Source organism: Nonomuraea sp. NPDC050691 (assembly GCF_040654455.1).
In the GTDB taxonomy this organism is placed as follows: domain Bacteria; phylum Actinomycetota; class Actinomycetes; order Streptosporangiales; family Streptosporangiaceae; genus Nonomuraea.
Genome location: NZ_JBFAIA010000068.1, coordinates 17,764 through 39,964, shown reverse-complemented (window position 1 = coordinate 39,964; position 22,201 = coordinate 17,764). Strand labels below are relative to the sequence as shown.

General features: G+C 73.2%; 21 protein-coding genes. 19 read left to right on the top strand and 2 right to left on the bottom strand.

The genetic code is table 11. The annotated features are described in order from the left end of the window. The first annotated feature begins 19 nt into the window (after positions 1 to 19). The 14 genes from AB0H81_RS23815 to AB0H81_RS23750 all read left to right on the top strand — a co-directional run bounded on the left by AB0H81_RS23815 (position 20) and on the right by AB0H81_RS23750 (position 14,139). Positions 20 to 175 (top strand): Trp biosynthesis-associated membrane protein, encoded by a 156-nt coding sequence (locus tag AB0H81_RS23815; RefSeq protein WP_358378388.1) that lies wholly within the window; start codon positions 20 to 22, stop codon positions 173 to 175. A 187-nt stretch (positions 176 to 362) separates the two neighbouring features. Further along, a complete protein-coding gene (locus AB0H81_RS23810) occupies positions 363 to 1,088 on the top strand; it encodes a DUF4190 domain-containing protein (RefSeq protein WP_358378379.1) in 726 nt (241 codons plus the stop codon). A gap of 187 nt (positions 1,089 to 1,275) precedes the next feature. Continuing rightward, positions 1,276 to 1,740: a CD225/dispanin family protein gene (locus AB0H81_RS23805; protein ID WP_358378377.1), complete on the top strand. Its 465-nt coding sequence runs from the start codon at positions 1,276 to 1,278 to the stop codon at positions 1,738 to 1,740. 5 nt (positions 1,741 to 1,745) lie between these two features. Then, positions 1,746 to 2,171, top strand: coding sequence for a DUF2752 domain-containing protein (locus tag AB0H81_RS23800; RefSeq protein ID WP_358378374.1), 426 nt, complete (start codon positions 1,746 to 1,748; stop codon positions 2,169 to 2,171). A 119-nt stretch (positions 2,172 to 2,290) separates the two neighbouring features. Next, complete coding sequence (gene trpC, locus AB0H81_RS23795; protein WP_358378371.1) at positions 2,291 to 3,136, top strand: indole-3-glycerol phosphate synthase TrpC; 846 nt, start codon at positions 2,291 to 2,293, stop codon at positions 3,134 to 3,136. 32 nt (positions 3,137 to 3,168) lie between these two features. After that, the gene (gene trpB / locus AB0H81_RS23790; protein WP_358378385.1) at positions 3,169 to 4,374 is read left to right on the top strand and encodes a tryptophan synthase subunit beta; all 1,206 of its coding nucleotides are present in this window, start codon (positions 3,169 to 3,171) and stop codon (positions 4,372 to 4,374) included. A gap of 193 nt (positions 4,375 to 4,567) precedes the next feature. Beyond that, positions 4,568 to 5,368 carry a tryptophan synthase subunit alpha gene (trpA, locus tag AB0H81_RS23785; RefSeq protein WP_358378368.1) on the top strand — a complete coding sequence of 267 codons (801 nt, stop codon included), beginning with the start codon at positions 4,568 to 4,570 and terminating at the stop codon, positions 5,366 to 5,368. 202 nt (positions 5,369 to 5,570) lie between these two features. Continuing rightward, on the top strand, positions 5,571 to 9,449 hold the full coding sequence (locus AB0H81_RS23780; RefSeq protein ID WP_358378366.1) for an endo-alpha-N-acetylgalactosaminidase family protein: 3,879 nt from the start codon (positions 5,571 to 5,573) through the stop codon (positions 9,447 to 9,449). A 136-nt stretch (positions 9,450 to 9,585) separates the two neighbouring features. Then, a complete protein-coding gene (locus AB0H81_RS23775) occupies positions 9,586 to 10,143 on the top strand; it encodes a MauE/DoxX family redox-associated membrane protein (protein ID WP_358378363.1) in 558 nt (185 codons plus the stop codon). A 14-nt stretch (positions 10,144 to 10,157) separates the two neighbouring features. After that, the gene (locus AB0H81_RS23770; RefSeq protein WP_358378361.1) at positions 10,158 to 10,895 is read left to right on the top strand and encodes a thioredoxin domain-containing protein; all 738 of its coding nucleotides are present in this window, start codon (positions 10,158 to 10,160) and stop codon (positions 10,893 to 10,895) included. Positions 10,896 to 10,920: 25 nt separating this feature from the next. After that, complete coding sequence (gene lgt / locus AB0H81_RS23765) at positions 10,921 to 12,027, top strand: prolipoprotein diacylglyceryl transferase (protein WP_358378359.1); 1,107 nt, start codon at positions 10,921 to 10,923, stop codon at positions 12,025 to 12,027. Beyond that, entirely contained in the window at positions 12,024 to 12,728 is a 705-nt protein-coding gene (locus AB0H81_RS23760; protein WP_358378356.1) for a VIT1/CCC1 transporter family protein, read from the top strand. The genes lgt and AB0H81_RS23760 overlap by 4 nt, the downstream gene beginning before the upstream one ends. Then, positions 12,725 to 13,540: a hypothetical protein gene (locus AB0H81_RS23755; protein ID WP_358378353.1), complete on the top strand. Its 816-nt coding sequence runs from the start codon at positions 12,725 to 12,727 to the stop codon at positions 13,538 to 13,540. The genes AB0H81_RS23760 and AB0H81_RS23755 overlap by 4 nt, the downstream gene beginning before the upstream one ends. Beyond that, positions 13,540 to 14,139, top strand: coding sequence for a hypothetical protein (locus tag AB0H81_RS23750; RefSeq protein ID WP_358378349.1), 600 nt, complete (start codon positions 13,540 to 13,542; stop codon positions 14,137 to 14,139). The genes AB0H81_RS23755 and AB0H81_RS23750 overlap by 1 nt, the downstream gene beginning before the upstream one ends. A gap of 201 nt (positions 14,140 to 14,340) precedes the next feature. Here the strand turns inward: AB0H81_RS23750 and AB0H81_RS23745 are convergent, their stop codons facing one another. Further along, the gene (locus AB0H81_RS23745) at positions 14,341 to 15,171 is read right to left on the bottom strand and encodes a MurR/RpiR family transcriptional regulator (RefSeq protein WP_358378346.1); all 831 of its coding nucleotides are present in this window, start codon (positions 15,169 to 15,171) and stop codon (positions 14,341 to 14,343) included. Positions 15,172 to 15,237: 66 nt separating this feature from the next. Between AB0H81_RS23745 and thrC the strand changes: the two genes are divergently transcribed. From thrC to AB0H81_RS23725, 4 genes are all read left to right on the top strand, one after another. Next, positions 15,238 to 16,302 (top strand): threonine synthase, encoded by a 1,065-nt coding sequence (gene thrC / locus AB0H81_RS23740; protein ID WP_358378344.1) that lies wholly within the window; start codon positions 15,238 to 15,240, stop codon positions 16,300 to 16,302. 145 nt (positions 16,303 to 16,447) lie between these two features. Then, positions 16,448 to 16,999, top strand: coding sequence for a hypothetical protein (locus AB0H81_RS23735; RefSeq protein WP_358378341.1), 552 nt, complete (start codon positions 16,448 to 16,450; stop codon positions 16,997 to 16,999). A 64-nt stretch (positions 17,000 to 17,063) separates the two neighbouring features. After that, positions 17,064 to 18,593 (top strand): helicase HerA-like domain-containing protein, encoded by a 1,530-nt coding sequence (locus AB0H81_RS23730; RefSeq protein ID WP_358378338.1) that lies wholly within the window; start codon positions 17,064 to 17,066, stop codon positions 18,591 to 18,593. Between the two features lie 86 nt (positions 18,594 to 18,679). After that, positions 18,680 to 19,906, top strand: coding sequence for an MFS transporter (locus AB0H81_RS23725; protein WP_358378335.1), 1,227 nt, complete (start codon positions 18,680 to 18,682; stop codon positions 19,904 to 19,906). Between the two features lie 983 nt (positions 19,907 to 20,889). Here AB0H81_RS23725 and AB0H81_RS23720 read toward each other — a convergent pair. Continuing rightward, positions 20,890 to 21,351 carry a MarR family transcriptional regulator gene (locus AB0H81_RS23720; protein WP_358378332.1) on the bottom strand — a complete coding sequence of 154 codons (462 nt, stop codon included), beginning with the start codon at positions 21,349 to 21,351 and terminating at the stop codon, positions 20,890 to 20,892. A 61-nt stretch (positions 21,352 to 21,412) separates the two neighbouring features. Between AB0H81_RS23720 and AB0H81_RS23715 the strand changes: the two genes are divergently transcribed. Beyond that, positions 21,413 to 22,171, top strand: coding sequence for an SDR family oxidoreductase (locus AB0H81_RS23715; protein WP_358378329.1), 759 nt, complete (start codon positions 21,413 to 21,415; stop codon positions 22,169 to 22,171). The last annotated feature ends 30 nt before the right edge of the window (positions 22,172 to 22,201 follow it).

Genomic DNA, 22,201 nt, shown 5'->3' with positions numbered 1-22,201 from the left:
GTCCGGGCTCGGCGCGGCGCTGATGGTCGCGGGCGGGGTCATGGCCGCCGTGCGCGGCCCGCGCTGGGCGGGCATGTCCGACCGCTACGAGCGCGCCCCGGCGGAGGGGCGGCCCGCCGCCTCCGACGACCGCGCCCTGTGGGACGCCCTCGACCGGGGCGACGACCCCACCTGAGACGCTGGCCCGCGTCCCCCGCGTGGGCGGGGGTTTCGTAGTGGAACGGTCCGCCCTGGGGCGTCTGTCCTGGTCGCGGCTGTCGCGTGGAGGTTACAACTCGTCCTCGGTGTCCCGGGCGCCCGGACCGCTGTTCCTTTTGTCAATAAGCTGCCCCTGCAACGGGCCACGACGACGGAGGATCGACATGGGGTACGGGGACCAGAGCGGGAGCGGCGGCTACGGCGCGCAGCCGCCTGGGGGAGGGTACGGCCAGCAGCCGCCGACCGGTGGCGGCCACGGGCAGCAGTCGCCCAACGGCGGCTACGGCCAGCCTCCGAGCGGTGGCCAGGGCTACGGCCAGCCCGCCGGCGGCTACGGCGACGGATACTCCGGCCAGCCCGGCAGCGGCGGTTACGGCGGCCAGCCCGGCGGCGGGGGCTACGGGGGCCAGCCGGGGAGCGGCGGCTACGGTCAGCAGGGCTCGGGGCCGCAGGGGTACGGGCAGCCGGGATACGGGCAGCCGGGCTCGGGTCCGCAGGGGTACGGCCAGCAGGGCTACAGCCAGCCCGGCTACGACCAGCAGGCGTACGGCCAGCAGGGCTACGGCCAGGCGTACGGGCAGGCCCCCTACGGCGCGTACGGCCCCGCGCAGCCGCGCAGCACCAACGGCCTGGCGGTCACCTCGCTCGTCCTCGGCATCGTCGGCCTGGTCTTCTGCGGCCTGACCAGCATCCCGGGCGCGATCGTCGGCCACATGGCGCTCAGCCGCATCAAGCGGACCGGCGAGGAGGGGCAGGGCATGGCCATGGGCGGCCTGGTCACCTCCTACATCACGATCGTGCTCTGGCTGGTCCTGTGGCTGTTCTTCGGCGGCATGTGGCTGGCGCTCATCGGCGTCACCACGGCCGCCACCACGTCCAGCGGGTACTGAGGAACCCGTGCCAGGGGCGGCGTCCTGACCGCGTCGGCGGCGTCCGGTGAAGCCTCCGGTTGGTCACGGAGACTTCCGGTCTGATCACAAATTGTCCGCAAAGTGGACGTACTTCCACGTCCCAGGTGGTTTCTCGCTAGGCTGCCGCGCGCAACTCGCCAGAGATGGACACATGAGGAGTCACAGCATGAGCTACGGGAACCAGGGCGACGGCGGCTACGGCGCCCAGCCTCCGGGCGGCGGTTACGGCCAGCAGCCGCCGAGCGGTGGCGGCGGCTACGGCCAGCAGCCGCCGAGCGGCGGTGGCTACGGCGGCGGTTACGGCCAGCAGCCCCCGAGCGGTGGCGGCTACGGCCAGCCCGGCGGCTACGGCGCCCCGCAGACCCCGCCGGACAACCACCTGGTCGCCGCGATCCTGACGACGCTGTTCTGCTGCCTTCCCCTGGGCATCGTCTCGATCGTGAAGTCGTCGCAGGTCAACTCCAAGTGGCAGGTCGGCGACTACCAGGGCGCGGTGCAGGCGTCGGAGGAGGCCAAGACCTGGTGGAAGCGTTCGCTGATCGTCGGCATCATCTGGTGGGTCCTCGTGATCATCGGGTACGTGGTGCTCTTCGTGCTCGTGGCCGCGAACGCGCCCAGCAGCACATACTGATGGGTATGGCGAACATCGAGTGGCGCGGCTCCGACCGGCTGCGGTCGGTGCTCGCGCCACTCGGCGTCGCCGCCGCCACGGGCGTGGTCTTCGCCGTGGTGGGCACCATCAACCCCAACGAGCCGGGGCACTACCCGACGTGCCCGTTCCTGTGGGCCACCGGCCTGTACTGCCCGGGCTGCGGCACGCTGCGCACCATCCACGCGCTGGCCCACCTCGACCCGGCCGCCGCGCTGGGGCTCAACCCGCTCGCCGTGGCGATGATCCCGTTCCTGCTGTTCTGGTGGGGACGCTGGCTGGTGCGCGCCTGGCAGGGCCGGCCGCGCCGCACGGACCTGGCCCACCCCGCGTGGCTGTGGGCGTTCCTCGCCGTGGTCCTCGTGTACTGGGTGGTCCGGAACCTGCCCTTCGGGGCGTTCCTCGCGCCGTAGCCGGGGCCGGTGGCGGAGCGACGCCGCCGGGGCCGATACCATCGCAGAGACAGGCCGGGAGCGGACGCCACGCGAACTTCCTGCCGTCCCCTACTGCCGACCGGAGGGATCCCAAGCGCGTGAGTGAGCGGACCGAAGGACCGAGCGTCCTCGACGACATCCTCGACGGGGTGCGTGCCGACCTCGCCGCACGCCAGCAGGCCGTGTCGCTCGACGAGCTCAAGCGGCGGGCCGAGCGGGCTCCCGCCCCCCGCGACGCGCTCGCGGCGCTGGGCGGCGACCGGGTCTCGGTGATCGCCGAGGTCAAGCGCTCCAGCCCCTCCAAGGGCGCCCTCGCCGCGATCGCCGATCCCGCTGCGCTGGCCGCCGACTACGAGGAGGGCGGCGCCCACGTCATCAGCGTGCTCACCGAGCGCCGCAAGTTCGGCGGCAGCCTCGACGACCTCGCCTCGGTCCGCGCCCGGGTCGACATCCCCATCCTGCGCAAGGACTTCGTCCTCACCTCCTACCAGCTGTGGGAGGCCCGCGCCCACGGCGCCGACCTGGCGCTGCTCATGGTCGTCTGCCTGGAGCAGGAGGCGCTGGTCTCGCTGATCGAGCGGGCCACCTCCATCGGGCTCACCCCGCTGGTCGAGGTGCACACCGAGGAGGAGCTCGACCGGGCCCTCGCGGCGGGCGCCCGCGTCATCGGGGTCAACGCGCGCAACCTGAAGACACTCGAGGTCGACCGGGATGTCTTCGCCAAGATCGCGCCGAAGATCCCGGATAATGTCATCAAGATCGCGGAGTCGGGCGTCCGCGGGCCGCACGACCTGCTCGCCTACGCGCGCGCCGGGGCCGACGCGGTGCTGGTGGGCGAGAGCCTGGTCACCGGCAAGGACCCGCGCAAGGCGGTCGAGGCGCTGGTGACCGCCGGCGCCCACCCGGCCACGCGCCCCGACCACGGAGCAGAGGGACAGCAGTGACACACGACGGCTCCATCCTGACCGCCGCCGACCTGGCCGGCAACGGCGTCCACGGCGACGACCCCGACAGGCACGGCAAGTTCGGCGTCTTCGGCGGGCGCTACGTGCCGGAGGCGCTGATCCCGGCGCTCGACGAGGTCGCCTCGGTCTACGAGAAGGCCAAGAACGACGAGCAGTTCCTGCGCGAGTTCGACCACCTGCTGCGCACGTACGCGGGGCGGCCCACCACGCTGACCGAGGTGCCGCGCTTCGCCGAGCAGGCCGGCGGCGCGCGCATCGTCCTCAAGCGCGAGGACCTCACGCACACCGGCGCCCACAAGATCAACAATGTGATCGGGCAGGCGCTGCTGACCAAGCGGCTCGGCAAGAAGCGCGTCATCGCCGAGACCGGCGCCGGCCAGCACGGCGTCGCCACGGCCACCGCGGCGGCCCTGCTCGGCCTCGAGTGCGTCATCTACATGGGCGCCGTCGACTGCGAGCGCCAGGCGCTCAACGTGGCCCGCATGAAGCTGCTCGGCGCCACCGTGGTGCCCGTCCACAACGGCTCGCGCACGCTGAAGGACGCGATCAACGAGGCGTTCCGCGACTGGGTGACCAACGTCGACACCACCCACTACCTGTTCGGCACCGTGGCCGGGCCGCACCCGTTCCCCGAGATCGTGCGCGACTTCGCGCGGATCATCGGCGTCGAGGCGCGCCGCCAGATGCTGGAGCTGACCGGCCGGCTGCCCGACGCGGTCTGCGCCGCCGTCGGCGGCGGCAGCAACGCGATCGGCGTCTTCCACGCCTTCATCGACGACCGCGACGTCCAGCTCCACGGCTACGAGGCCGCCGGTCACGGCCTGGAGAGCGGCGAGCACGCGCTCACCCTCACCGCCGGCTCCGTCGGCGTGCTGCACGGCTCGCGCACCTACGTGCTGCAGGACGACGAGGGCCAGACCATCGAGTCCCACTCGATCTCGGCCGGCCTCGACTACCCGGGCGTCGGCCCCGAGCACGCCTGGCTGAAGGACACCGGCCGCGCCACCTACCACGGCGTCACCGACGACCAGGCGATGGCCGCCTTCTCGCTGCTGTCCAGGACCGAGGGCATCATCCCGGCCATCGAGTCGTCCCACGCGCTCGCCGGCGCGCTGGAGCTCGGCCGCGAGCTCGGACCCGAGGCGACCATCCTGGTCAACCTGTCCGGTCGCGGCGACAAGGACATGGGCACGGCGATGAAGTACTTCAACCTCTGACACTCAGGCCCTCCCTCGCCGGGGACCGCGTGACGGCCCGGCGAGCGGCGGACGAGCGGCACGGCCCCGGCCCGGGCGCACGCGTCGGCGGCGTGCCCGGTGACCGCAATCCGATGAGGGACGCCGGGCCCGACGACGGCATGATGGGAAGGGCGGCGGCGAAGAGGCCACCGACCACCGAGAACGGACGATCATGACTACTCTTCAGACGGTGTTCGCCAAGGCGAAGGCGGACAACCGGGCCGCGCTGGTCGGCTACCTTCCCGCGGGCTTCCCGTCCAAGGACGGCGCCATCGCCGCCGCCGCCGCCCTCGTCGAGGCCGGCTGCGACGTCATCGAGATCGGCCTGCCCTACTCCGACCCGCTCATGGACGGCCCGACCATCCAGGACGCCGTCCACCGGTCGCTGATCAACGGCACCCGCATCGCCGACGTCATGCGCACCGTCGAGGGCGTGGCCGCCACCGGCGCGGCGACGCTCGTCATGACGTACTGGAACCCGATCGACCGCTACGGCGCCGAGCGCTTCGCCCGCGACCTGGCCAACGCGGGCGGCGTCGGCACGATCACGCCCGACCTGACGCCCGAGGAGTCGGCGACCTGGCGCGAGGCGTCGGCCGACGCCGGCATCGACACGGTGTTCCTCGTGGCGCCCAGCTCCACCGAGGAGCGCATCCAGGCGGTCGCCGACTGCTGCACCGGGTTCGTGTACGCCGCGTCGCTCATGGGCGTCACGGGGGCCAGGGAGTCGGTCAACGTCGCCGCGGAGGGCCTGGTCAAGCGCACGCGCGCGCACACCGACCTGCCCGTGTGCGTGGGGCTCGGCGTCGGCACCGGCGCGCAGGCCGCCGAGGTGGCCGCCTACGCCGACGGCGTCATCGTGGGATCGGCGTTCATCCGCCGCATGCTCGACGCGCCGGACGAGGCCGCGGGCCGCGCCTCGATCGCCGAACTGGCCCGCGAGATGGCGCAGGGCGCCCGCTCCCGCGGCTGAGCGTCCTCCAGCGCCGACACCCGTTCCGGCCTGACGCCTTTCCGGGCTTTCAGGGCTCATGTTCTTCCAGGGGTGACGACGCGCCCGGGTTCCCGCGTGGAGCCCGGGCGCGTGTCCGTTCCATGCCGGTTGGGATGCGTCTTGACGCATCCGTGTTGCGAGATGTCAGTATCGCGGCGAGAGTCCCCGACGAAGGACACATATGCGCCGTCCCGCCGCGCTCGCAGCCGCCCTCGCGTTATCCCTCCTCACCCCGTTCGCCCCCGCCTCCCCGGCAGCGGCCGGGCCTCCCGCGCCCACCCCCACGCCGCCGCCCTACGACCTGGCCTCGCCCGACCCCGAGCCCACGGGCACCCCCGCCCCCACGCCCACCGCGCAGGCCGTCACCCCCGAGCCCGCCACCGTGGCCGAGCCCCTCACGATCTCCTCCGACCGGCTCACGGTCGACCTCGACCCCGCCTTCCCCCGGATCCTGCGCTACACCGACCGCGCCACCGGGGCCACGCTCGGCGGCAGCACCGCCGTCCCCGCCGTCGTCCTGAACGAGCGGCCGTACGAGGTCACCGTCCGGCAGGCCGGCCGCGACGCCGCGAGCGCCCGCTACCGCCTCGCCTTCCCCGCCCTGCCCGGCGTGAGCCTGGAGGCGAGCGTCCGCGTGCGGGGCCGGGTGACGACGTTCGCCGTGGACGAGGTCGCCGACACCACCGCCTTCCGCGTCAACACGATCGACCTGCCCGGCCACGACCTCGTCTCCGTGGCGAGCGACGAGCCCGGCGCGGCCACCGCGTTCACCCGGCTCGACCCCAACTCCACCCGCACGGCCGACGTGTTCGCCGCCGTCACCGGGGAGACGCCGGCCGACGCCGCGCCCGTCGGGGCCACGTACGCGATCGTGAACACCGCCCGGCTGGCCGCCGCCGTCGAGTCCAACTCCAGCTACGACCGCCCGGCCGGCCCCACCGACAAGGACGCCGCCCGCTTCTGGCACCAGGCCAGGAAGGACGCCGGCGGAACGGTCAGGGTGGGCGTGTGGAGCGGCCAGTGGACCCACCGGGCCACCGGCTCCCCGTTCACCGAGGAGCGCCCCTGGGCCAAGGTCGTCGTCACCCCCGACGCCAACGGCGACGGCACCCTCGACTGGCAGGACGGCGCGCTCGCCTTCCACGAGATCGGCGTCAGGGCGCCCGGCGCGGACGCCACCAAGGACCGCGTCGTCACCCACATCCCGTTCAACTTCTCCAGCCAGGCCACCCACCCGTTCCTGCGCACCCTGGACGACGTCAAGCGCGTCTCGCTGGCCACCGACGGCCTGGGCCAGCTCGCCATCCTCAAGGGCTACCAGTCGGAGGGCCACGACTCGGCCCACCCCGACTACGGCGGCCACCACAACGAGCGCGCCGGCGGCCTGGCCGACCTCAACACGCTGCTGAAGGCGGGCCGGCGGTGGAACGCCACGTTCGGCGCCCACGTCAACGCCACCGAGGCCTATCCCGAGGCGCACGCCTTCAGCGAGCGGCTCGCCGACCCCAAGGCCAAGGGCTGGGACTGGCTCGACCAGGCGTACCTGATCGACCAGCGCGGCGACCTCACCCGCGGCACGCTCGCCGCGCGGCTCAGGCGGCTGCGCGAGGAGACCGACCCCAACCTCGCGCTGCTGTACGTGGACGTGTTCCGGCCGTTCGGCTGGGTCGCCGACCGCACCGGGCGCGAGCTGGGCGCGCAGGGCTTCCAGGTCGCCACCGAATGGTCGGACAAGCTCGAACGCACCTCGCTGTGGGCGCACTGGGCGAACGACCTCAACTACGGCGGCGTCACCAACAAGGGGCTCAACTCGCAGATCATCCGGTTCATCCGCAACGGCGAGAAGGACGTCTGGAACGCCCACCCCATCCTGGGCAACGCCCGGATCGTCGAGTTCGAGGGCTGGACCGCGGAGAACGACTACACCGCGTTCCTCCGCAACATCTGGGAGCACAACCTGCCCGCCAAGTTCCTTCAGCGCCACCGGATCCTCGACTGGAACGCCGACGAGATCGTCTTCTCCGGCGGCGTGCGCGGCACCTCCTCCGGAGGCACGCGGCGTCTGTACGCCGGCGACCACAAGGTGCTCGACGGCCGCGCGTACCTGCTGCCGTGGGACGGCCGCCTCTACCACTACAACGCCGACGGAGGCGAGACCACCTGGGACGCCGACCGGCCGCTGACCGTCTACCGGCTCACCGGCCAGGGACGGGTGCGGGCCGGCGTCGTCACCCCCGTGGACGGCCGGATCACGCTGCGCGCCGAGGCCGGCGTGCCGTACGTGCTGCACCCCGGCGCCGGACCCGCCCTCCCCGACCCGCGGTGGGGCGAGGGGAGCGGGGTGCGCGACCCCGGCTTCAACGACGACCGGCTCCGCGGCTGGACGGCCACCGGCTCCGTGGACGTCGAGACGAACGCGCTCGGCCACCGCGTCGCCCGGCTCGGCGACGGCGCCCCGGCGAGCCTCGAACAGCGGCTGACGGGGCTGCGGCCCGGCCGCCCGTACACCGTGTCGGCCGCCGTCGAGGTCGAGCCCGGCCACGCCCGCGAGACCACGCTGGAGGTGAGCGCGCCCGGACTGCGCGAGAGCGTGACCCTCAACCGCTCCACGGCCAGGAACTACATCGCCTCAGACGAGAAGCACGACACGTTCTTCCAGCGCGTGCCCGTCCGGTTCACGCCGCGGGGCTCCACGGTGACGTTCCGGATCGCCGCCGCCGGCGGGCCGGGGCGGGTGCGCGTGGACGACGTGCGGCTCATGCGGACCGCCGCCCCGGAGACCGTGGGGGCGTTCGAGTCGCCGGAGCCGGGGTGGGGGCCGTTCGTCAAGGGCGACGCCGGAGGGGCGTTCGACGCGCGCACCCATCTGGCCGAGCGGCACGAGCCGTACACGCAGGCGGGCTGGAACGGCAAGGCCGTCGACGACGTCATCGGCGGCCGGTTCTCGCTCAAGGCGCACGAGGAGCGGCGCGGCCTGGTCTACCGCACGGTCCCGTGGACGGCCCGGTTCGAGCCGGGGCACGCCTACGAGGTGTCGTTCCGGTACCAGAGCGCCCTGGCCGGCGCGTACGCCTGGGTGACCGGCTACGACAAGGGCGGCGACACCGTCGAGACCCGGAGCACGCCGCTGCCGGAGCGGCGGGCGACCGCCCGGTTCGCCGAGCGGGTCGTCGCGGGCTGCGGGGACGTGTGGGTGGGGCTGCGCTCCCTCCAGGCCGAGCAGGAGGGCGCGGACCTCGTCCTGGACGACTTCGCGGTCCGGGACCTGGGGGAGTCGCCCGAGGCCCAGGCGTGCGCGTCGCTGACGGTCACGCCCGCGTCGGAGGTGTTCGAACAGGGGGTGGCGGGCGACGTGACCGTCAGGTTCGTCAACCGCGAGGACGTGCCCGCCGCGGACGTCCGCGTGACGCCGGCCGTACCGGACGGGTGGACCGTCACAGGAGGCGGCGGCCCGGCCACGGTCGAGCCTGGCGGGACCCTGGAGACCGCCTGGAAGGTGACAGCGCCGGCCGGCGCGCCGTACGGCGCCTACGAGATCGGCGCGACCGCCTCCTACACCGCCGCCGGAAGCCCCAGGACGGTCGCGGCGGCGGCCTCCGTGCGCACCCTCCCACCGCCGCCCTCCGGCGACGCCTGGGCCAGTGACCTCGACTGGGTGAGCGCCGCCAACGGCTGGGGACCGGCCGAGCGTGACCGGTCCAACGGCGACTCGGCGCCCGGCGACGGCACGCCCCTCACGATCGGCGGCCAGGTGTACGCCAAGGGCCTCGGCACGCACGCGCCCGCCCGGATCCGCTACTTCCTCGGCGGCTCCTGCACGGCGTTCACCGCCTTCGTCGGCGTGGACGACTCGCAGGGCGCCCGGGGCTCCGTCCGGTTCACGGTGCTGGCCGACGGCGTGGCCAAGGCGGCCAGCGGGGTCCTGCGGGCGGCCGACGCGCCGTACGAGCTGACGGCGGACATCGGCGGCGCCCGTTATGTCGAGCTTGTCGTGGACGACGGCGGAGACGGCGTGGGAAACGACCACGCCGACTGGGGAGGCGCGCGTTTCCGCTGCTAGCCTGGATCTCGCCCGGGAGGTCGTGAATCACCAGGCGGGGCCGCCTTTCCCGCCTTAACCGACGCTTATCGACCCCGTGATCGGATGGTCTCCGGGTAACTGTGCGCATCCCAGCGCGGAGACAAGGAGAAGGCCCGTGATCGCGTCGTCTGCGTCACTGCCCGCGAGAACAGCGATACCCTTGGTGACGACCGTCGCCCGGCTCGTGCTGGGCGGGGTGCTGATCGCGGCCGGCTGGCTCAAGATCGGCAACCCGTCCGACAGTGTCGTGGCGGTCAAGGCGTACCAGCTGCTGCCCGACTCGGTCGCCACGACCGTGGGCTACGGCCTGCCGATCATCGAGATCGTGGTCGGCGTGCTGCTGGTGGTCGGCCTGATGACGAAGGTCGCCGGGGTGATCGCCGCGCTGCTGATGCTGGCCTTCGTCTTCGGCATCGGCTGGGCGTGGGCCCACGGCCTGCGCATCGACTGCGGCTGCTTCGGCGGCGGCGGCGAACTGGGCGCCGGGCAGGAGCCGTCCTACCTGCTCGACATCCTGCGCGACTTCGGCCTCGTGCTGCTGGGCGTCTGGACCGTCCGCTTCGCGCCGGGCGCCTTCGCGCTCGACTCGGCGCTCGGCCTGGCCGGCGACACGGGCAGGGGCGGCTCCGACGACGACGGCGACGACGATCACGATCAGGGGGCACGGGCATGAGCAAGGGGGAGCGGATGAAGACCGCACGCGAGAAGATCAAGCAGCAGCAGGCCGCCGAGCGCGTACGCGAGCAGCGCAAGCGCATCGTGACCTACGCGACCGTGGGCGTCGTCGCGGTGGCCGCCATCGGGGCCGGCTGGCTCTACGCGGCGAGCAAGTCGCAGTCGGAGGAGGCGGCCAGCGGCGACCAGGCGCCGGTCACCGTGCAGTCCGACGGCTCGGTGGTGATGGCCAGGGCCGGCGTGGAGAAGCCCGTCCTGGACGTCTACGAGGACTTCCAGTGCCCCGCGTGCAAGCAGCTGGAGTCCGTCAGCGGGCAGACGTTCAAGAACCTCGCCGCCGAGGGCAAGGCCAAGGTCGTCTACCACCCGATCTCGATCTTCCAGCAGGAGCCCACTCGCGGCAACTCGCTGCGGGCCGGCGCCGCCGCCCGGTGCGTGGCCGACGGCCGGCACTGGCTGGCCTACCACGACCTCCTCTACAAGAACCAGCCGTCCGAGAGCGTCGAGGGCTTCAAGACCGGCGAGCTCGTCAGCTGGGGCAAGGAGGCCGGCGTCACCGCGCCCGACTTCGAGCAGTGCGTCACCTCGCAGAAGCACGCCCAGGCCCAGCTCTCCTACAGTGACCAGGTCATCAAGGCGCAGAAGATCGACGGCACGCCCACCGTGAAGCTCAACGGCGTGGCCCTCGAGAACAATGTCGCCTTCGCGCCTCAGCAGCTGCGCGATCAGGTCACGAAGGCGGCCAAGTAGCCTCACGTCCGCTACCCTCACCGACATGCCCCTTGCCTCGATTCCCAGCCCTTCCCAGGGGGTCTGGTACCTCGGATTCATCCCGATCCGGGCTTACGCCCTGTGCATCGTCGCAGGCGTGATCTTCGCCGTCTGGCTGAGCGAGCGCCGCTGGCGCGCCCGCGGCGGCCAGAAAGGCACGATCATCGACATCGCCGTGCCCGCGGTGATCTTCGGCCTCATCGGCGGCCGGCTCTACCACGTCATCACCGACTGGCAGATGTACTTCGGCCCGCGGGCCATCAAACCGGCCTACAAGGCGCTGTTCATCTGGGAGGGCGGCCTCGGCATCTGGGGCGCGGTCGCCCTGGGCGGCGTGGGCGTGTGGATCGCGTGCCGCCGCCGTGGCCTGTCGCTGAGCGCCGTGGCCGACACGGTCGCCCCGGGCATCGCGTTCGCCCAGGCCATCGGGCGCTGGGGCAACTGGTTCAACCAGGAGCTGTACGGCAGCCCCACCACGCTGCCGTGGGGCCTGGAGATCGACGAGCAGCACCTCGGGGAGCCGGGGGTGCTCTACCACCCGACGTTCCTGTACGAGTCGCTGTGGGACGTGGCTCTCGGATTCCTGCTGCTGTTCGCGGGCAGCAGGTTCACGCTGCGCCACGGGCGGCTGTTCGCGCTGTACGTGGCGGGCTACACCCTGGGGCGCTTCTGGATCGAGGGGCTGCGCATCGACCCCGTGGGGGGCGTGGACCACGCCGTGACGTTCCTCGGGATGCGCATCAACCAGTGGACCGCCCTCGCGCTGTTCGTCGGGGCGCTCGTCTACTTCTTCGCGACGCGCAACAAGGACACCGTGGAGCACGTGGTTCCGCCGGGGGTCCAGCCCCTCGCGGAGGGCGACGGGGAGGCCGCCGACCCGGCCCACCCGGCCGACCAGGCCGACGACGAGGAGACCTCCGAAGCGGCCCGTACGGAGCCCGGCGCGTCCGCCGCCGACCCGGGCGCCGACCCGGTCACGGAACCCGCGGGGTCCGCGGAGCCCGGGGAAGGCCCGGAGAGTACCGTGAAGGCGGAGGGCGAGCCCGAGGCGGAGGGGCCGGCGCGGGCGCCCGGTGAGCACGCCACGGCAGAGGAGAAGCACGCGCGATGACCGGACGCGCGGAGATCCACCACCAGCATCGCGACGTCACCGGCGGCTGGCTGCGGCCGTCGGTGTTCGGCGCGATGGACGGGCTGGTGTCCAACTTCGCGCTCATCGCCGGCGTCGCCGGCGGCACCTCCAATGTCAGGGTCGTGCTGCTGGCCGGCGGCGCGGGCCTCGCGGCGGGCGCGTTCTCCATGGCCGGCGGCGAGTACGTGTCGGTGGCCAGCCAGCGCGAGCTGGCCCTGGCCGAGATCGCCGTCGAGCGCCGCGAGCTGCAGCGCAACCCCGAGGCCGAGCAGGCCGAGCTGGCCCAGGCCCTCGTCGACAAGGGCGTCCTGCCCGAGACAGCGGCCGAGGTGGCCGCCCAGATCTCCCGCGACCCCGAGCTCGCCCTGGAGGTGCACTCCCAGAACGAGCTCGGCGTCGACCCCCACTCCCTGCCCTCGCCCAGGCTGGCGGCCGTCTCGTCGTTCCTGTCGTTCGCGGCCGGCGCGCTCCTGCCGCTCGTGCCCTACCTGCTCGGCGCCACGAGCCTGGTGCTGTCGGCCGTGGTGTCCTGCGCGTCGCTGTTCGCCGCCGGCGCCCTGGTGTCCACGGTGACGGCCCGCAGCTGGTGGTTCTCCGGCCTGCGCCAGCTCTTCGTGGGCGCCCTGGCCGCCGCGCTCACCTTCGCCCTGGGCAACCTGATCGGAGCGTCCGGCCTGTGACCACCACCAGGCAGGCGCCGCGCAAGCGGCGCCGTCCCCCGCGTTCGGACTGGCAGTTCCCCGTCCTCACCGACCTGGGGCTGGCACCGAACCGCCAGAAGATCATCGTGATCGTCGCCACGGTCATCGGCGTCGTCGCCGGCGCCTGCGGCCTCGTCCTCGCCATCGCCTCGCTCGGCAGCTTCAGCCCTGACCGTGAGGCCGGTGGCACGGTCGGCGGCGACGCCCTGCTGCCCGCCACCTACCACGCCTGGCCCTCGCCGAAGCTGTTCGAGCCCGTCCTCGACCGGGCCAAGGACGCCAAGCCGCTCACCGAGAAGGAGGTCTTCGCCCAGAAGACCCTCACCGGCGACAAGAAGCTCTCGCTCAAGCTCGCCGCCCGGCGGATCGACGCCGACTGCTCGGCCGCGGTGTGGGGCGAGGAACTGCGCGCCCAGGTGGCCGACGCCGGGTGCAGCCAGGCCGCCCGCGGCTTCTACACCAGCTCCGACGGCCGCTACCTCGGCCAGTACACCCTGCTCAACGTGCGCGACGGCCAGGCCGCCGGGCAGCTCGTGGAGTCGCTGAAGCTCGGCTACCGGGGCGGCTGGGTCCAGAGGCTGTCCGCGGGCACGGCCGCGTTCCCGCCGGGCGGCTACTCCGAGGGCGCCGGCTACGCGCTCGGCCACTACGTCGGCCTGGTGTGGCTGGCCAAGACCGACGGGTCGGAGCCGACCGCCCGGGACGACTTCGTGGCGCTCGCGCTGACGCTGCGCGGCGCCGAGAAGGCCGTCTACCGGCGGGTCGTCACGATCACAGGACCGCGGTCCTGATGCCGCGCCGTCTGACCGTCACGCTGGCGGCCGTCGCCGGGCTCGCGGTGGCCGCCGCCGGTGCGTGGTTCTGGCTCGGCGGCGAGGAGCCCCGGCCCGCCTCGCTCCGCACCGAGCGCACCTCCGCCCTGTACTCCGTCATCGACTCCCGCCAGGCCGACTCCCAGCCGCTGACGGTCGACGAGGTGTTCACCGCCGGCACCGCCACGCTGGGCACGCTGCGCCGCGTCTCGGCCGAGCGGCTCGACGACTGCGAGGCCGCGCTGTGGGGAGCCACGCCCGCCGGCTGCACGCAGGCTCTGCGGGCCACGTACGAGGGGCCGGCGGGGGTGGCGGGCCAGTTCGTCATCTTCAACCTGGCCGACGGCCGCGCCGCCGACGCCCTGGTGACGGCGTTGGCCAAGGACGGGTTCGTCCGTCCGGCGGTGTCCCTCGACGCCGCCCACAGCCGGGCCGCGGTACGCGCCATGGGCCACTACGTCACGGTGAGCTGGGCGGGCATGCCGACGGGCCGGGGCGGGACCGACCTGGTGGCGACGCTGATCGAGCTGGACAAGCTCGGCAAGGTGGTGCAGTCCCGGGTCGTCGCAGCCACCTGAGACCCCTCGCGCCCTCGGTCCGCGGAGCGCGCTCCCGGAGGAGCCGGCCGCAGGGGAGATCGGGAGAGCCCGCGCGTCGGAGGACCAGGCACTCATGCGCGGCCGAAGGACCACCAGGCCCCACGCGAGATCGGAGGGTCAGGTCGTCACGAGCGGCCGGAGGGTCGGGTCGTCACGGGCGGTCGGAGAGGAAAGGCCCCATCAGGGGTCGGAGGAGAGGTCGCGGGTGAGGGCGTCGAGGTCGGCGAGCCGCTGGGAGGCGTCGAGACGGGAGGCCGTGGCGACGAGGACGAGCTCCGTGACCGCGATCTCATGAGTGAGGGGCGCGATCGGCCCGGCCGCCTCGCGGGGGAGCCGTACCAGCACTTCGGCCTCGTCGGCCAGCGGTGACTCCCACGCGTCGGTCACCAGGATCAGCCGCGCCCCGCGCCCTCGCGCGGCCCGGACGAACCTGGCCGTGTCGGGGGAGTAGCGGCGGAAGTCGTAGGCGACCACCACGTCGGACGGCCCCAGGTCGAGCAGGGCCCGAGCGCGCGCAGGCGGCGTCTCGGGCACCCGGCGCGCCCCGGGACGGAGACCGGCGAGCTGGCGCACCAGGTAGTCGGCGGCCAGCTCGCTCAGCGGCCCGCCCAGCGCCCACACCCCGCCGGCCTCGGCCAGCCGGGTGGCTACGGCGTCCAGCAGCGGCCCGGTCATCGCGGCCAGCGTGCCCTCCAGGCCGGCCCGCAGGTCCTCGGCCGCCTGGCCGGTGTCGGGCGGCCGGGTGACGAACTCCCGCAACCGTGACCGGTCCGCGTCGCGGGCGCCCTCACGTACCGCAGCCTGAAAGTCGGCGAAGCCGGCGAACCCGAGCCGGCCGACCAGCCGCGAGGCCGTCGGCGGGCTCACGCCGGCGCGCTCGGCGAGGGAACGCAGCGACCCGAGCGCCGCGAACGGGTAGTCGTCGAGGATCACCCGGGCGATCGCCCGCTCGCCCGGTGGAAGCTCGGGATACACCGCGCCGAGGCGGGCTGCCAGCGCATCGGACTCCATGTTGACACATGTTACAGCCTCTGCGATTTGACCGAACACATGAAACGAATGTTATGGTCCGTGGCCATGAGCACTTGGCATGGTCTGATCGACAGCGCGTACCGGCGCTGGCTGCCCGTCACCGACGACACCCCCTCCGTCTCCCTCCACGAGGGCAACACGCCGCTGCTCCGCTCGGCGCACCTGTCGGCGCTGACCGGCGGCGACGTGTGGCTGAAGGTCGAGGGCGCCAACCCGACGGGGTCGTTCAAGGACCGCGGCATGACCATCGCGGTCAGCCGGGCCACCCAGGCGGGCGCCGAGCTGGTCCTCTGCGCCTCCACCGGCAACACCAGCGCCTCGGCCGCCGCCTATGCCGCCCGCGCCGGGCTCGCCGCCGCCGTCCTCATCCCGCGCGGCGCCATCGCGCTCGGCAAGCTCGGCCAGGCCGTCCGGTACGGGGCGCGCATCGTCGAGATCGACGGCACCTTCGACGACTGCCTGCGCGTGGCCCGCGAACTGGCCGCCCACCACCCCATCGCGCTGGTCAACTCCGTACGGAACGAGCTGCGGCTCGCCGGGCAGCGGACCGTGGCGTACGAGATCGTCGACGCCCTCGGCGACGCGCCCGACATCCACTGCCTGCCGGTGGGCAACGGCGGCAACATCACCGCCACCTGGCACGGCTACCGGACCTACGCCGCCGAGGGCCCGGCCACGCGCACCCCGCACCTCTGGGGCTTCCAGGCGGCCGGCGCCGCCCCCCTCGTCACGGGCACGCCCGTCGCCGAGCCCGCCACGGCCGCCAGCGCCATCCGCGTCGGCAACCCGGCCACCTGGGACGGCGCCGTCGCGGCCCGCGACGAGTCCGGCGGCCTGATCGCGGCGGTGACCGACGAGCAGATCTTCGACGCGTACCGCATGATCGCCCGCCACGACGGCGTCTTCGCCGAACCCGCCTCGGCCGCGGGCGTCGCCGGCCTCCTCGACCAGCACGAGCGCGGCAACCTGCCCGCGGGGCGGCGCATCGTCATCACCCTCAGCGGCGACGGCCTCAAGGACCCGGACGCCTCCCTGCGGGACGGCTACACCTCCACGCGGACGGGGACGGCGACGGGCGAGGTGGCCCGCGCCCTGAACCTGGCCGCCTGACCCGGCGCGCCGGGAAAACGCAAGAGGGCCGCTTGCCCTCGGGAGAACATGAGGAAACGCGCATTTTAGTCGCCGCCACGTGTCGGCGGATGGGGCGAGGGGAGGAATCGACACGCAGCGTCGCCCGCCCGGAAGGAATGCCGCCATGGGGCAGAATGCCGATGTGCTGATCGTCGTGCCCGCACCCCGGCAATTCCAGGACGCCACCGGCATCGCCTGGTGCACGGCGTCCGACGGCGACTCCGGATTTGTCATCACCGGCTTCGGCGAGGACGGGAAAGAGGCGGGCACGCTGACGGCGGGGTTCTCGGGCGGCATCGAGCTGGACATCACCGACGGGACCGGGCAGACCACGCTCAGGGGCAGCATCTCGGCGTCGCCGGAGTACGACTACGAGGTCGTCGGCCAGGAGGACGGGCAGGCGGGGCACTTCGTCATCCACAGCAGCGACGCCGACGGCAATCCCGCTTTCACGGAACTCCTCCAAGCCTGGGCTTACCTGGGCGACGCGTTCATCACCGTGGGATATGCGCTCCAGAACGGTGGCGGGCAGCCGCTCTCCTGCCGGGCGTTCGCCACGGGAATCCTCTTGGAAGGCGTCAGGCTCACTGTCGACGAGAACATTCAGGAATGGGGCAGAACAGGGGACGCCACCCTCGCCTGTCTCGGCGACGACTGCGGCTCCCTTTCCACGTGAGAATGCGCGGTGAATCCAGCGCCATTAACGCGGTGCGGCGAATTCCGGCGAGGTGGGGGGAGCGGTGAAAGGGTACGACTTCGAGGGGCCGGCGCTGGAGCTCGGGGCCCTGGTGCGCGAGGACGGCACCGCCGACCCCTCGGAGCGGATCCGGATCCCCCTGAGCATGCTGAACCGGCACGGACTGGTGGCCGGCGCCACCGGGACCGGCAAGACCAAGACCCTCCAGCTCATGGCGGAGCAGCTCGCGGCCCAGGGAGTCCCGGTCTTCCTCGCCGACATCAAGGGCGACCTGTCGGGACTCGCCTCGCCGGGCACCGCCTCCGACCGCGTCACCCGGCGTGCCGCCGAGGTCGGGCAGACCTGGCAGCCGGTGGCGTGTCCGGTGGAGTTCTTCTCCCTGGGCGGTCTGGGGTCGGGTGTCCCGATCCGCGCCACCATGACGGCCTTCGGGCCGACCCTCCTGGCCAAGGTCCTCGGGCTCAACGAGACGCAGGAGTCGTCACTCGGGCTGATCTTCTATTTCGCCGACAAGAACGGCATGCCGCTGCTCGACCTCAAGGATCTAATCGCGGTCATCCGGTACCTGACCAGCACGCCGGAGGCCCTGAACGGGATCGGCGGGCTCTCGTCGGCCACGGCCGGGGTCATCCTGCGCGCCCTGACCAACTTCGAGGCGCTGGGCGCGGAGGCGTTCTTCGGCGAGCCGGAGTTCGACGTGCGCGACCTGCTCCGGGTGACGCCCGACGGCCGGGGGACGGTCTCCGTCCTCGAACTGCCCGCCGTGCAGGACCGGCCGCAGCTCTTCTCCACCTTCCTGATGTGGCTGCTCGCCGACCTCTTCCACGAGCTGCCCGAGGTGGGGGACGTCGACAAGCCGAAGCTCGTGTTCTTCTTCGACGAGGCGCATCTGCTGTTCGACGACGCGTCCAAGGCGTTCCTGCAGTCGATCGCGCAGACCGTGCGGCTGATCCGGTCGAAGGGCGTGGGCGTGTTCTTCGTCACCCAGACGCCCAACGACGTGCCGGCCGACGTGCTCGCGCAGCTCGGGGCGCGCGTGCAGCACGCCCTGCGCGCCTTCACCCCGCAGGACGCCAAGGCGCTCAAGTCCACCGTCTCGACCTTCCCCGCCTCCTCGTACGACCTGGAGCGGCTGCTCACCGAGCTCGGCATCGGTGAGGCCGTCGTCACGGTCCTGTCGGAGACGGGCGCGCCGACGCCGGTGGCCTGGACGCGCCTGCGCGCCCCCCAGACGCTCATGGCGCCGTCGAGCCCGGACGTGATCGCGGGCGTCGTCGCCGCCTCGCCGCTTCAGCAGAAGTACGGCACGGCGGTCGACCGCCAGTCGGCGTACGAAATCCTCTCCGCGAAGCTGGCCACGCAGCAGCACGCCGAGCCTGCCACGTCTCCGCCACCGGAGGCTCCCCGCGAGCCGGAGACGCGCGGGGAGCCCGAGCGGGAGCCGAGGCCGTCGATGCTGGAGAGCGTGCTGCAGTCGAAGGAGTTCCGCTCCATGGCGCGCTCGGCGGCGTCCGCCCTCGGACGGGAGATCACCAGATCCCTCTTCGGCACGGCCCGCCGCGGGCGCCGCTGACCCCGACCGGTCGCCAAGGGGGACAAAGGGATGTGATCCCTCGTGGAGCGCTGACCTCCGGGCCTCCCCCTGACAGCATCACAGGCATGAAAGGTGTCGCGGCCCTCGCCAATCCCCGGTTCCGCCTGCTGCTGCTCGGTCAGACGGCCGCGGTCATGGGGGAGCAGATGTTCGCCGTGGCGATCACCGTGTCCGTCCTCCACGCCGGTGGCGACGCGGTCTCGCTCGGGCTGGTCCTCGCCGCGCGCGGCGTCACGCTCGTCGCCTTCCTGCCCGTCGGCGGTGTGTGGGCGGACCGGGTGCCGCGGCGGCGCCTGGTGATGGCGGCCTACGACGCCCAGGCGCTCCTGGCCGGAGCGCTGGTCCTGCCCGCCGCGCCCTCGATCCGGGGCGCGGCGGTCGTGGTCCTGCTGGCCGGTGTCGCGGAGGCGTTCGTCCGGCCCGCGTTCAACGGGCTCCTGCGCGGTGTTCTCGCCGATGACGAGAGGGTCTCGGGCAGATCCCTGGTCGGCGTGTCGATCCGCAGCGGCATCATGGCCGGTCCGGCCGTGTGCGTGGGCGTGATCGCCGCGGCCGGGACCCGGGTGGCGTACGCGATCACCATGGTGGTCTTCGTGGCCACGGTCGTGTCGCTCTCGCGGGTCGCGGAGCCGCGACGGACCCCGGCTCCGCGCGCGTCGTTCGCCGCGGACATCCGCGCCGGCGTCGCCGAGGCGCGGCGGCGTCCGTGGGTGCGTGCCATCCTCGTCTTCTCCGCGGTCAACCTCGTGTTCGTCCTGGCGCCGACACAGGTGCTGCTGCCCGTCGTGAGCACCGCCGCGTTCGGATCGCCCGCCGTGTACGGCGTGGCGCTCACGTGTTACGGGGTCGGCGGTCTGGCCGGCGGTCTGGTCACCCTGGCGTGGCGGCCCCGCGCCGTGGGGGTCGTGGCGTTGACCGCGATCGCCCTCTACGCGGCGGCGCCTCTGTCCCTGCTCCTCGCGCCGTCGCCGCTGCCGGTCCTCGTGGCGTACGCGGTCGCCGGGGCGGGGGTGGAGATCTACGCGATCCACTGGGAGGTCGCCCTGCAACGCGAGATCCCGGATCGGCTGATCGGACGGATCAGCTCGTTCGCCTGGCTGTGCAGTTTCGGGCTCATGCCGTTCGGTCAGGCGCTGACCGGGCCGCTGGCGGGGGTCGCGGGCCCGGGCGCGGTGCTCGCGGGCGCGGCGGCCGTCATCCTCCTCGTGCCGCCGGCGCTGCTCCTGGTACGGGGGATGGCGCACTTCCGCACGCCCAGCGTCGCCCCGGACGCCGACCCCGTGAGCAGGTGACGACCGTCATCCCCGGCCGGAGGCGCGGCGGCGGCGGTACTGGCGACGAAACCGGCGGCCATGGGAAGCCGCAGCGGCGTGCGCGGGCGGCCCCACCGGCTGAGCGCCCACACGCTCCAGCCCGCCAGGGCCGCGCACAGCGCGCTGTCGCCGATCAGGAGCCGCGCGTGCGCGTCCCATCCGTCAAGGGCCGCCGGGTCCAGGCCGGTCGTCCCGCCCGCCGCCCAGAAGGACCACACCACGGTGAGCGCCGCCGCCGGGAGCAGCGTCCACGGCCGCCCCGCGTCCGCGTCCCGCGGGTCCACCCGTCCCGCGAACGCGCGCGGCCACCGCTCCGCCAGGTAGATGGGCAGCGCGACGACCAGCCCCACCGCCATCCCGGCGAACCCCACCGAGATGAGCGCCCCCTCCCACACCGGCAGGCCGGCGCCGTCGGACGGCGCGGGTGGGGCCTGCTCCAGGAAGCCGCTGACCAGCATGTACGGGAGCAGCGACACGAGGAAGCCGCTGCCGATCCAGGCGAACGGCAACACGAGCCAGGCCGGCAGCCGCAGCCCCCACGGCTGCCCGAGCGCCAGGCCCAGCGTGATCCCGGTCAGCGCCATCACGACCGTGACCAGGTTGAGCATCATCCAGTCGGCCGTGCCGTCACGCAGCTCCAGGACCACCCAGACGATCTTGACCATGAGGTAGAGGGACATCGAGGCGGCCGCGGTGAACGCGGCGACGCGGCGCAGCGCCGTGCGCCTGCGGCTGCTCGTACCGCTGCTCCTGACACTGCGGCCACTGGCGCTGGGGCTCCTGGCATCGGCATGCATGGCCATGAGCCTCGCGGCCGGGCGGCCACTCGTGCCTCCCCGGGAAGAGGCATGCCTCTCCCTCTCCAGGGGGAGAGGCGCCCGGGACCGCCGGTCGGCGTCCGATCGAGCGTCCGCGACCGAGTGTCCCGGCCCGGAAGCGCGGGGACGCCGGTCGGCGCGGTGTCACTCGTCCGTCAGGGCGGTCTCGTCGACGAGGCCGCGCAGGCGGGCGTTCGCGTGCTCGAGGGCGAGGAGCGCGTCCTCCCGCTGCTCGTCGCTCACCCCGCCCATCGCCTCCTCCGCGAGCTCGGCCCAGGCGCGCTCGATCCGGGGGACCAGCGCGTGACCGGCCTCCGTGACGACGATGCGCACCTGGCGGCGGTCGGTGGGCACCGGCTCGCGGCGGAACCAGCCGCCGCCCTCCAGGCGGGCGAGGCTGCGGGTGGCGGTCGGCGGTTCGATCCCGAGCCGGGCCGCGAGCTCCGAGACCGTGATCCCGCCCGGCTCCTGCGCGAGGAACCACAGCATGACGTCCTGCCCCGGGTGCAGCCCGAGCGCCGCCAGCTTGCGGGCCTTGGCGGCGCGGTAGAGCTTGCTCATCTTGTTCAGCGCCCGGTTGACGCGGATCGCCTCGGTCGTGTCCACAAGCCCATCCTATAAATGTATAGTCGGCTAATAAGTAGTCGGCTAACTATCTGGAGGGGTCATGGATCTGGGGCTCGATGGACGCGTGGTCGTGGTCACCGGGGCTACCGGCGGCATCGGCCGGGCGATCGCCGTGACGTTCGCGCGCGAGGGCGCTCTGGTCGCCGCCGGATGGCACCGCGACGAGGAAGGCGCGCGCGGCCTCGTCGAGGAGATCGCCCGCTCCGGCGGGAAGGCCGTCGCGGTGCGCATCGACCAGTGCGACCCGGAGTCGATCACGTCCGCGGTCCGCGAGGTCGAGCGCGAGCTGGGCGCCGTGGCCGTCCTTGTCGCCAACGCGGTGGCCTGGCCGGAGATGGGGCCGGAGACGTGGCGGACGCTGAGCGACGGCTTCACCGCGAACGTGACCGGGACGCTGATGCTGGTCGACGCGGTGCTCCCCGGCATGCGGAGCGCAGGGTGGGGGCGGCTGGTGCTGGTCTCGTCCGACGTGGTGGACCAGCCGGTCCCGGCGGGCGTGACGTATCCGGCGGCCAAGGGCGCGCTGGAGACGGCCGCGAAGGTGCTCGCCGTCAGGGAGGCGGGGCACGGCGTGTTCACGAACGTCGTGCGGCCCGGCTTCACCCTCACCGACCGGGTGCTGTCCACGCCGTGGCTCGGGCAGCAGGCCGTGGACGCGGAGGGCGCGAAGACGCCGACGGGCCGGATCTGCACGCCGGAGGACGTGGCCTCGGCGGCGGTCTACCTCGGCTCGGCGGCCAACGGGCACGTCAACGGCGAGATCCTGTCCGTGGCGGGCGGCCGGCACCTGACGCGCTAGGCCTGCCGGCCCCGGTCGGTGGAGCAGGAG

Excerpts from the sequence above, each read along its gene's own strand:
- AB0H81_RS23810 (WP_358378379.1), top strand. The coding sequence starts at position 363 with ATGGGGTACGGGGACCAGAGCGGGAGCGGCGGCTACGGCGCGCAGCCG.
- AB0H81_RS23805 (WP_358378377.1), top strand. The coding sequence starts at position 1,276 with ATGAGCTACGGGAACCAGGGCGACGGCGGCTACGGCGCCCAGCCTCCG.
- AB0H81_RS23800 (WP_358378374.1), top strand. The coding sequence starts at position 1,746 with ATGGCGAACATCGAGTGGCGCGGCTCCGACCGGCTGCGGTCGGTGCTC.
- trpA (WP_358378368.1), top strand. The coding sequence starts at position 4,568 with ATGACTACTCTTCAGACGGTGTTCGCCAAGGCGAAGGCGGACAACCGG.
- AB0H81_RS23780 (WP_358378366.1), top strand. The coding sequence starts at position 5,571 with ATGCGCCGTCCCGCCGCGCTCGCAGCCGCCCTCGCGTTATCCCTCCTC.
- AB0H81_RS23770 (WP_358378361.1), top strand. The coding sequence starts at position 10,158 with ATGAAGACCGCACGCGAGAAGATCAAGCAGCAGCAGGCCGCCGAGCGC.
- lgt (WP_358378359.1), top strand. The coding sequence starts at position 10,921 with ATGCCCCTTGCCTCGATTCCCAGCCCTTCCCAGGGGGTCTGGTACCTC.
- AB0H81_RS23760 (WP_358378356.1), top strand. The coding sequence starts at position 12,024 with ATGACCGGACGCGCGGAGATCCACCACCAGCATCGCGACGTCACCGGC.
- AB0H81_RS23750 (WP_358378349.1), top strand. The coding sequence starts at position 13,540 with ATGCCGCGCCGTCTGACCGTCACGCTGGCGGCCGTCGCCGGGCTCGCG.
- AB0H81_RS23745 (WP_358378346.1), bottom strand. The coding sequence starts at position 15,171 with ATGGAGTCCGATGCGCTGGCAGCCCGCCTCGGCGCGGTGTATCCCGAG.
- thrC (WP_358378344.1), top strand. The coding sequence starts at position 15,238 with ATGAGCACTTGGCATGGTCTGATCGACAGCGCGTACCGGCGCTGGCTG.
- AB0H81_RS23735 (WP_358378341.1), top strand. The coding sequence starts at position 16,448 with ATGGGGCAGAATGCCGATGTGCTGATCGTCGTGCCCGCACCCCGGCAA.
- AB0H81_RS23725 (WP_358378335.1), top strand. The coding sequence starts at position 18,680 with ATGAAAGGTGTCGCGGCCCTCGCCAATCCCCGGTTCCGCCTGCTGCTG.
- AB0H81_RS23715 (WP_358378329.1), top strand. The coding sequence starts at position 21,413 with ATGGATCTGGGGCTCGATGGACGCGTGGTCGTGGTCACCGGGGCTACC.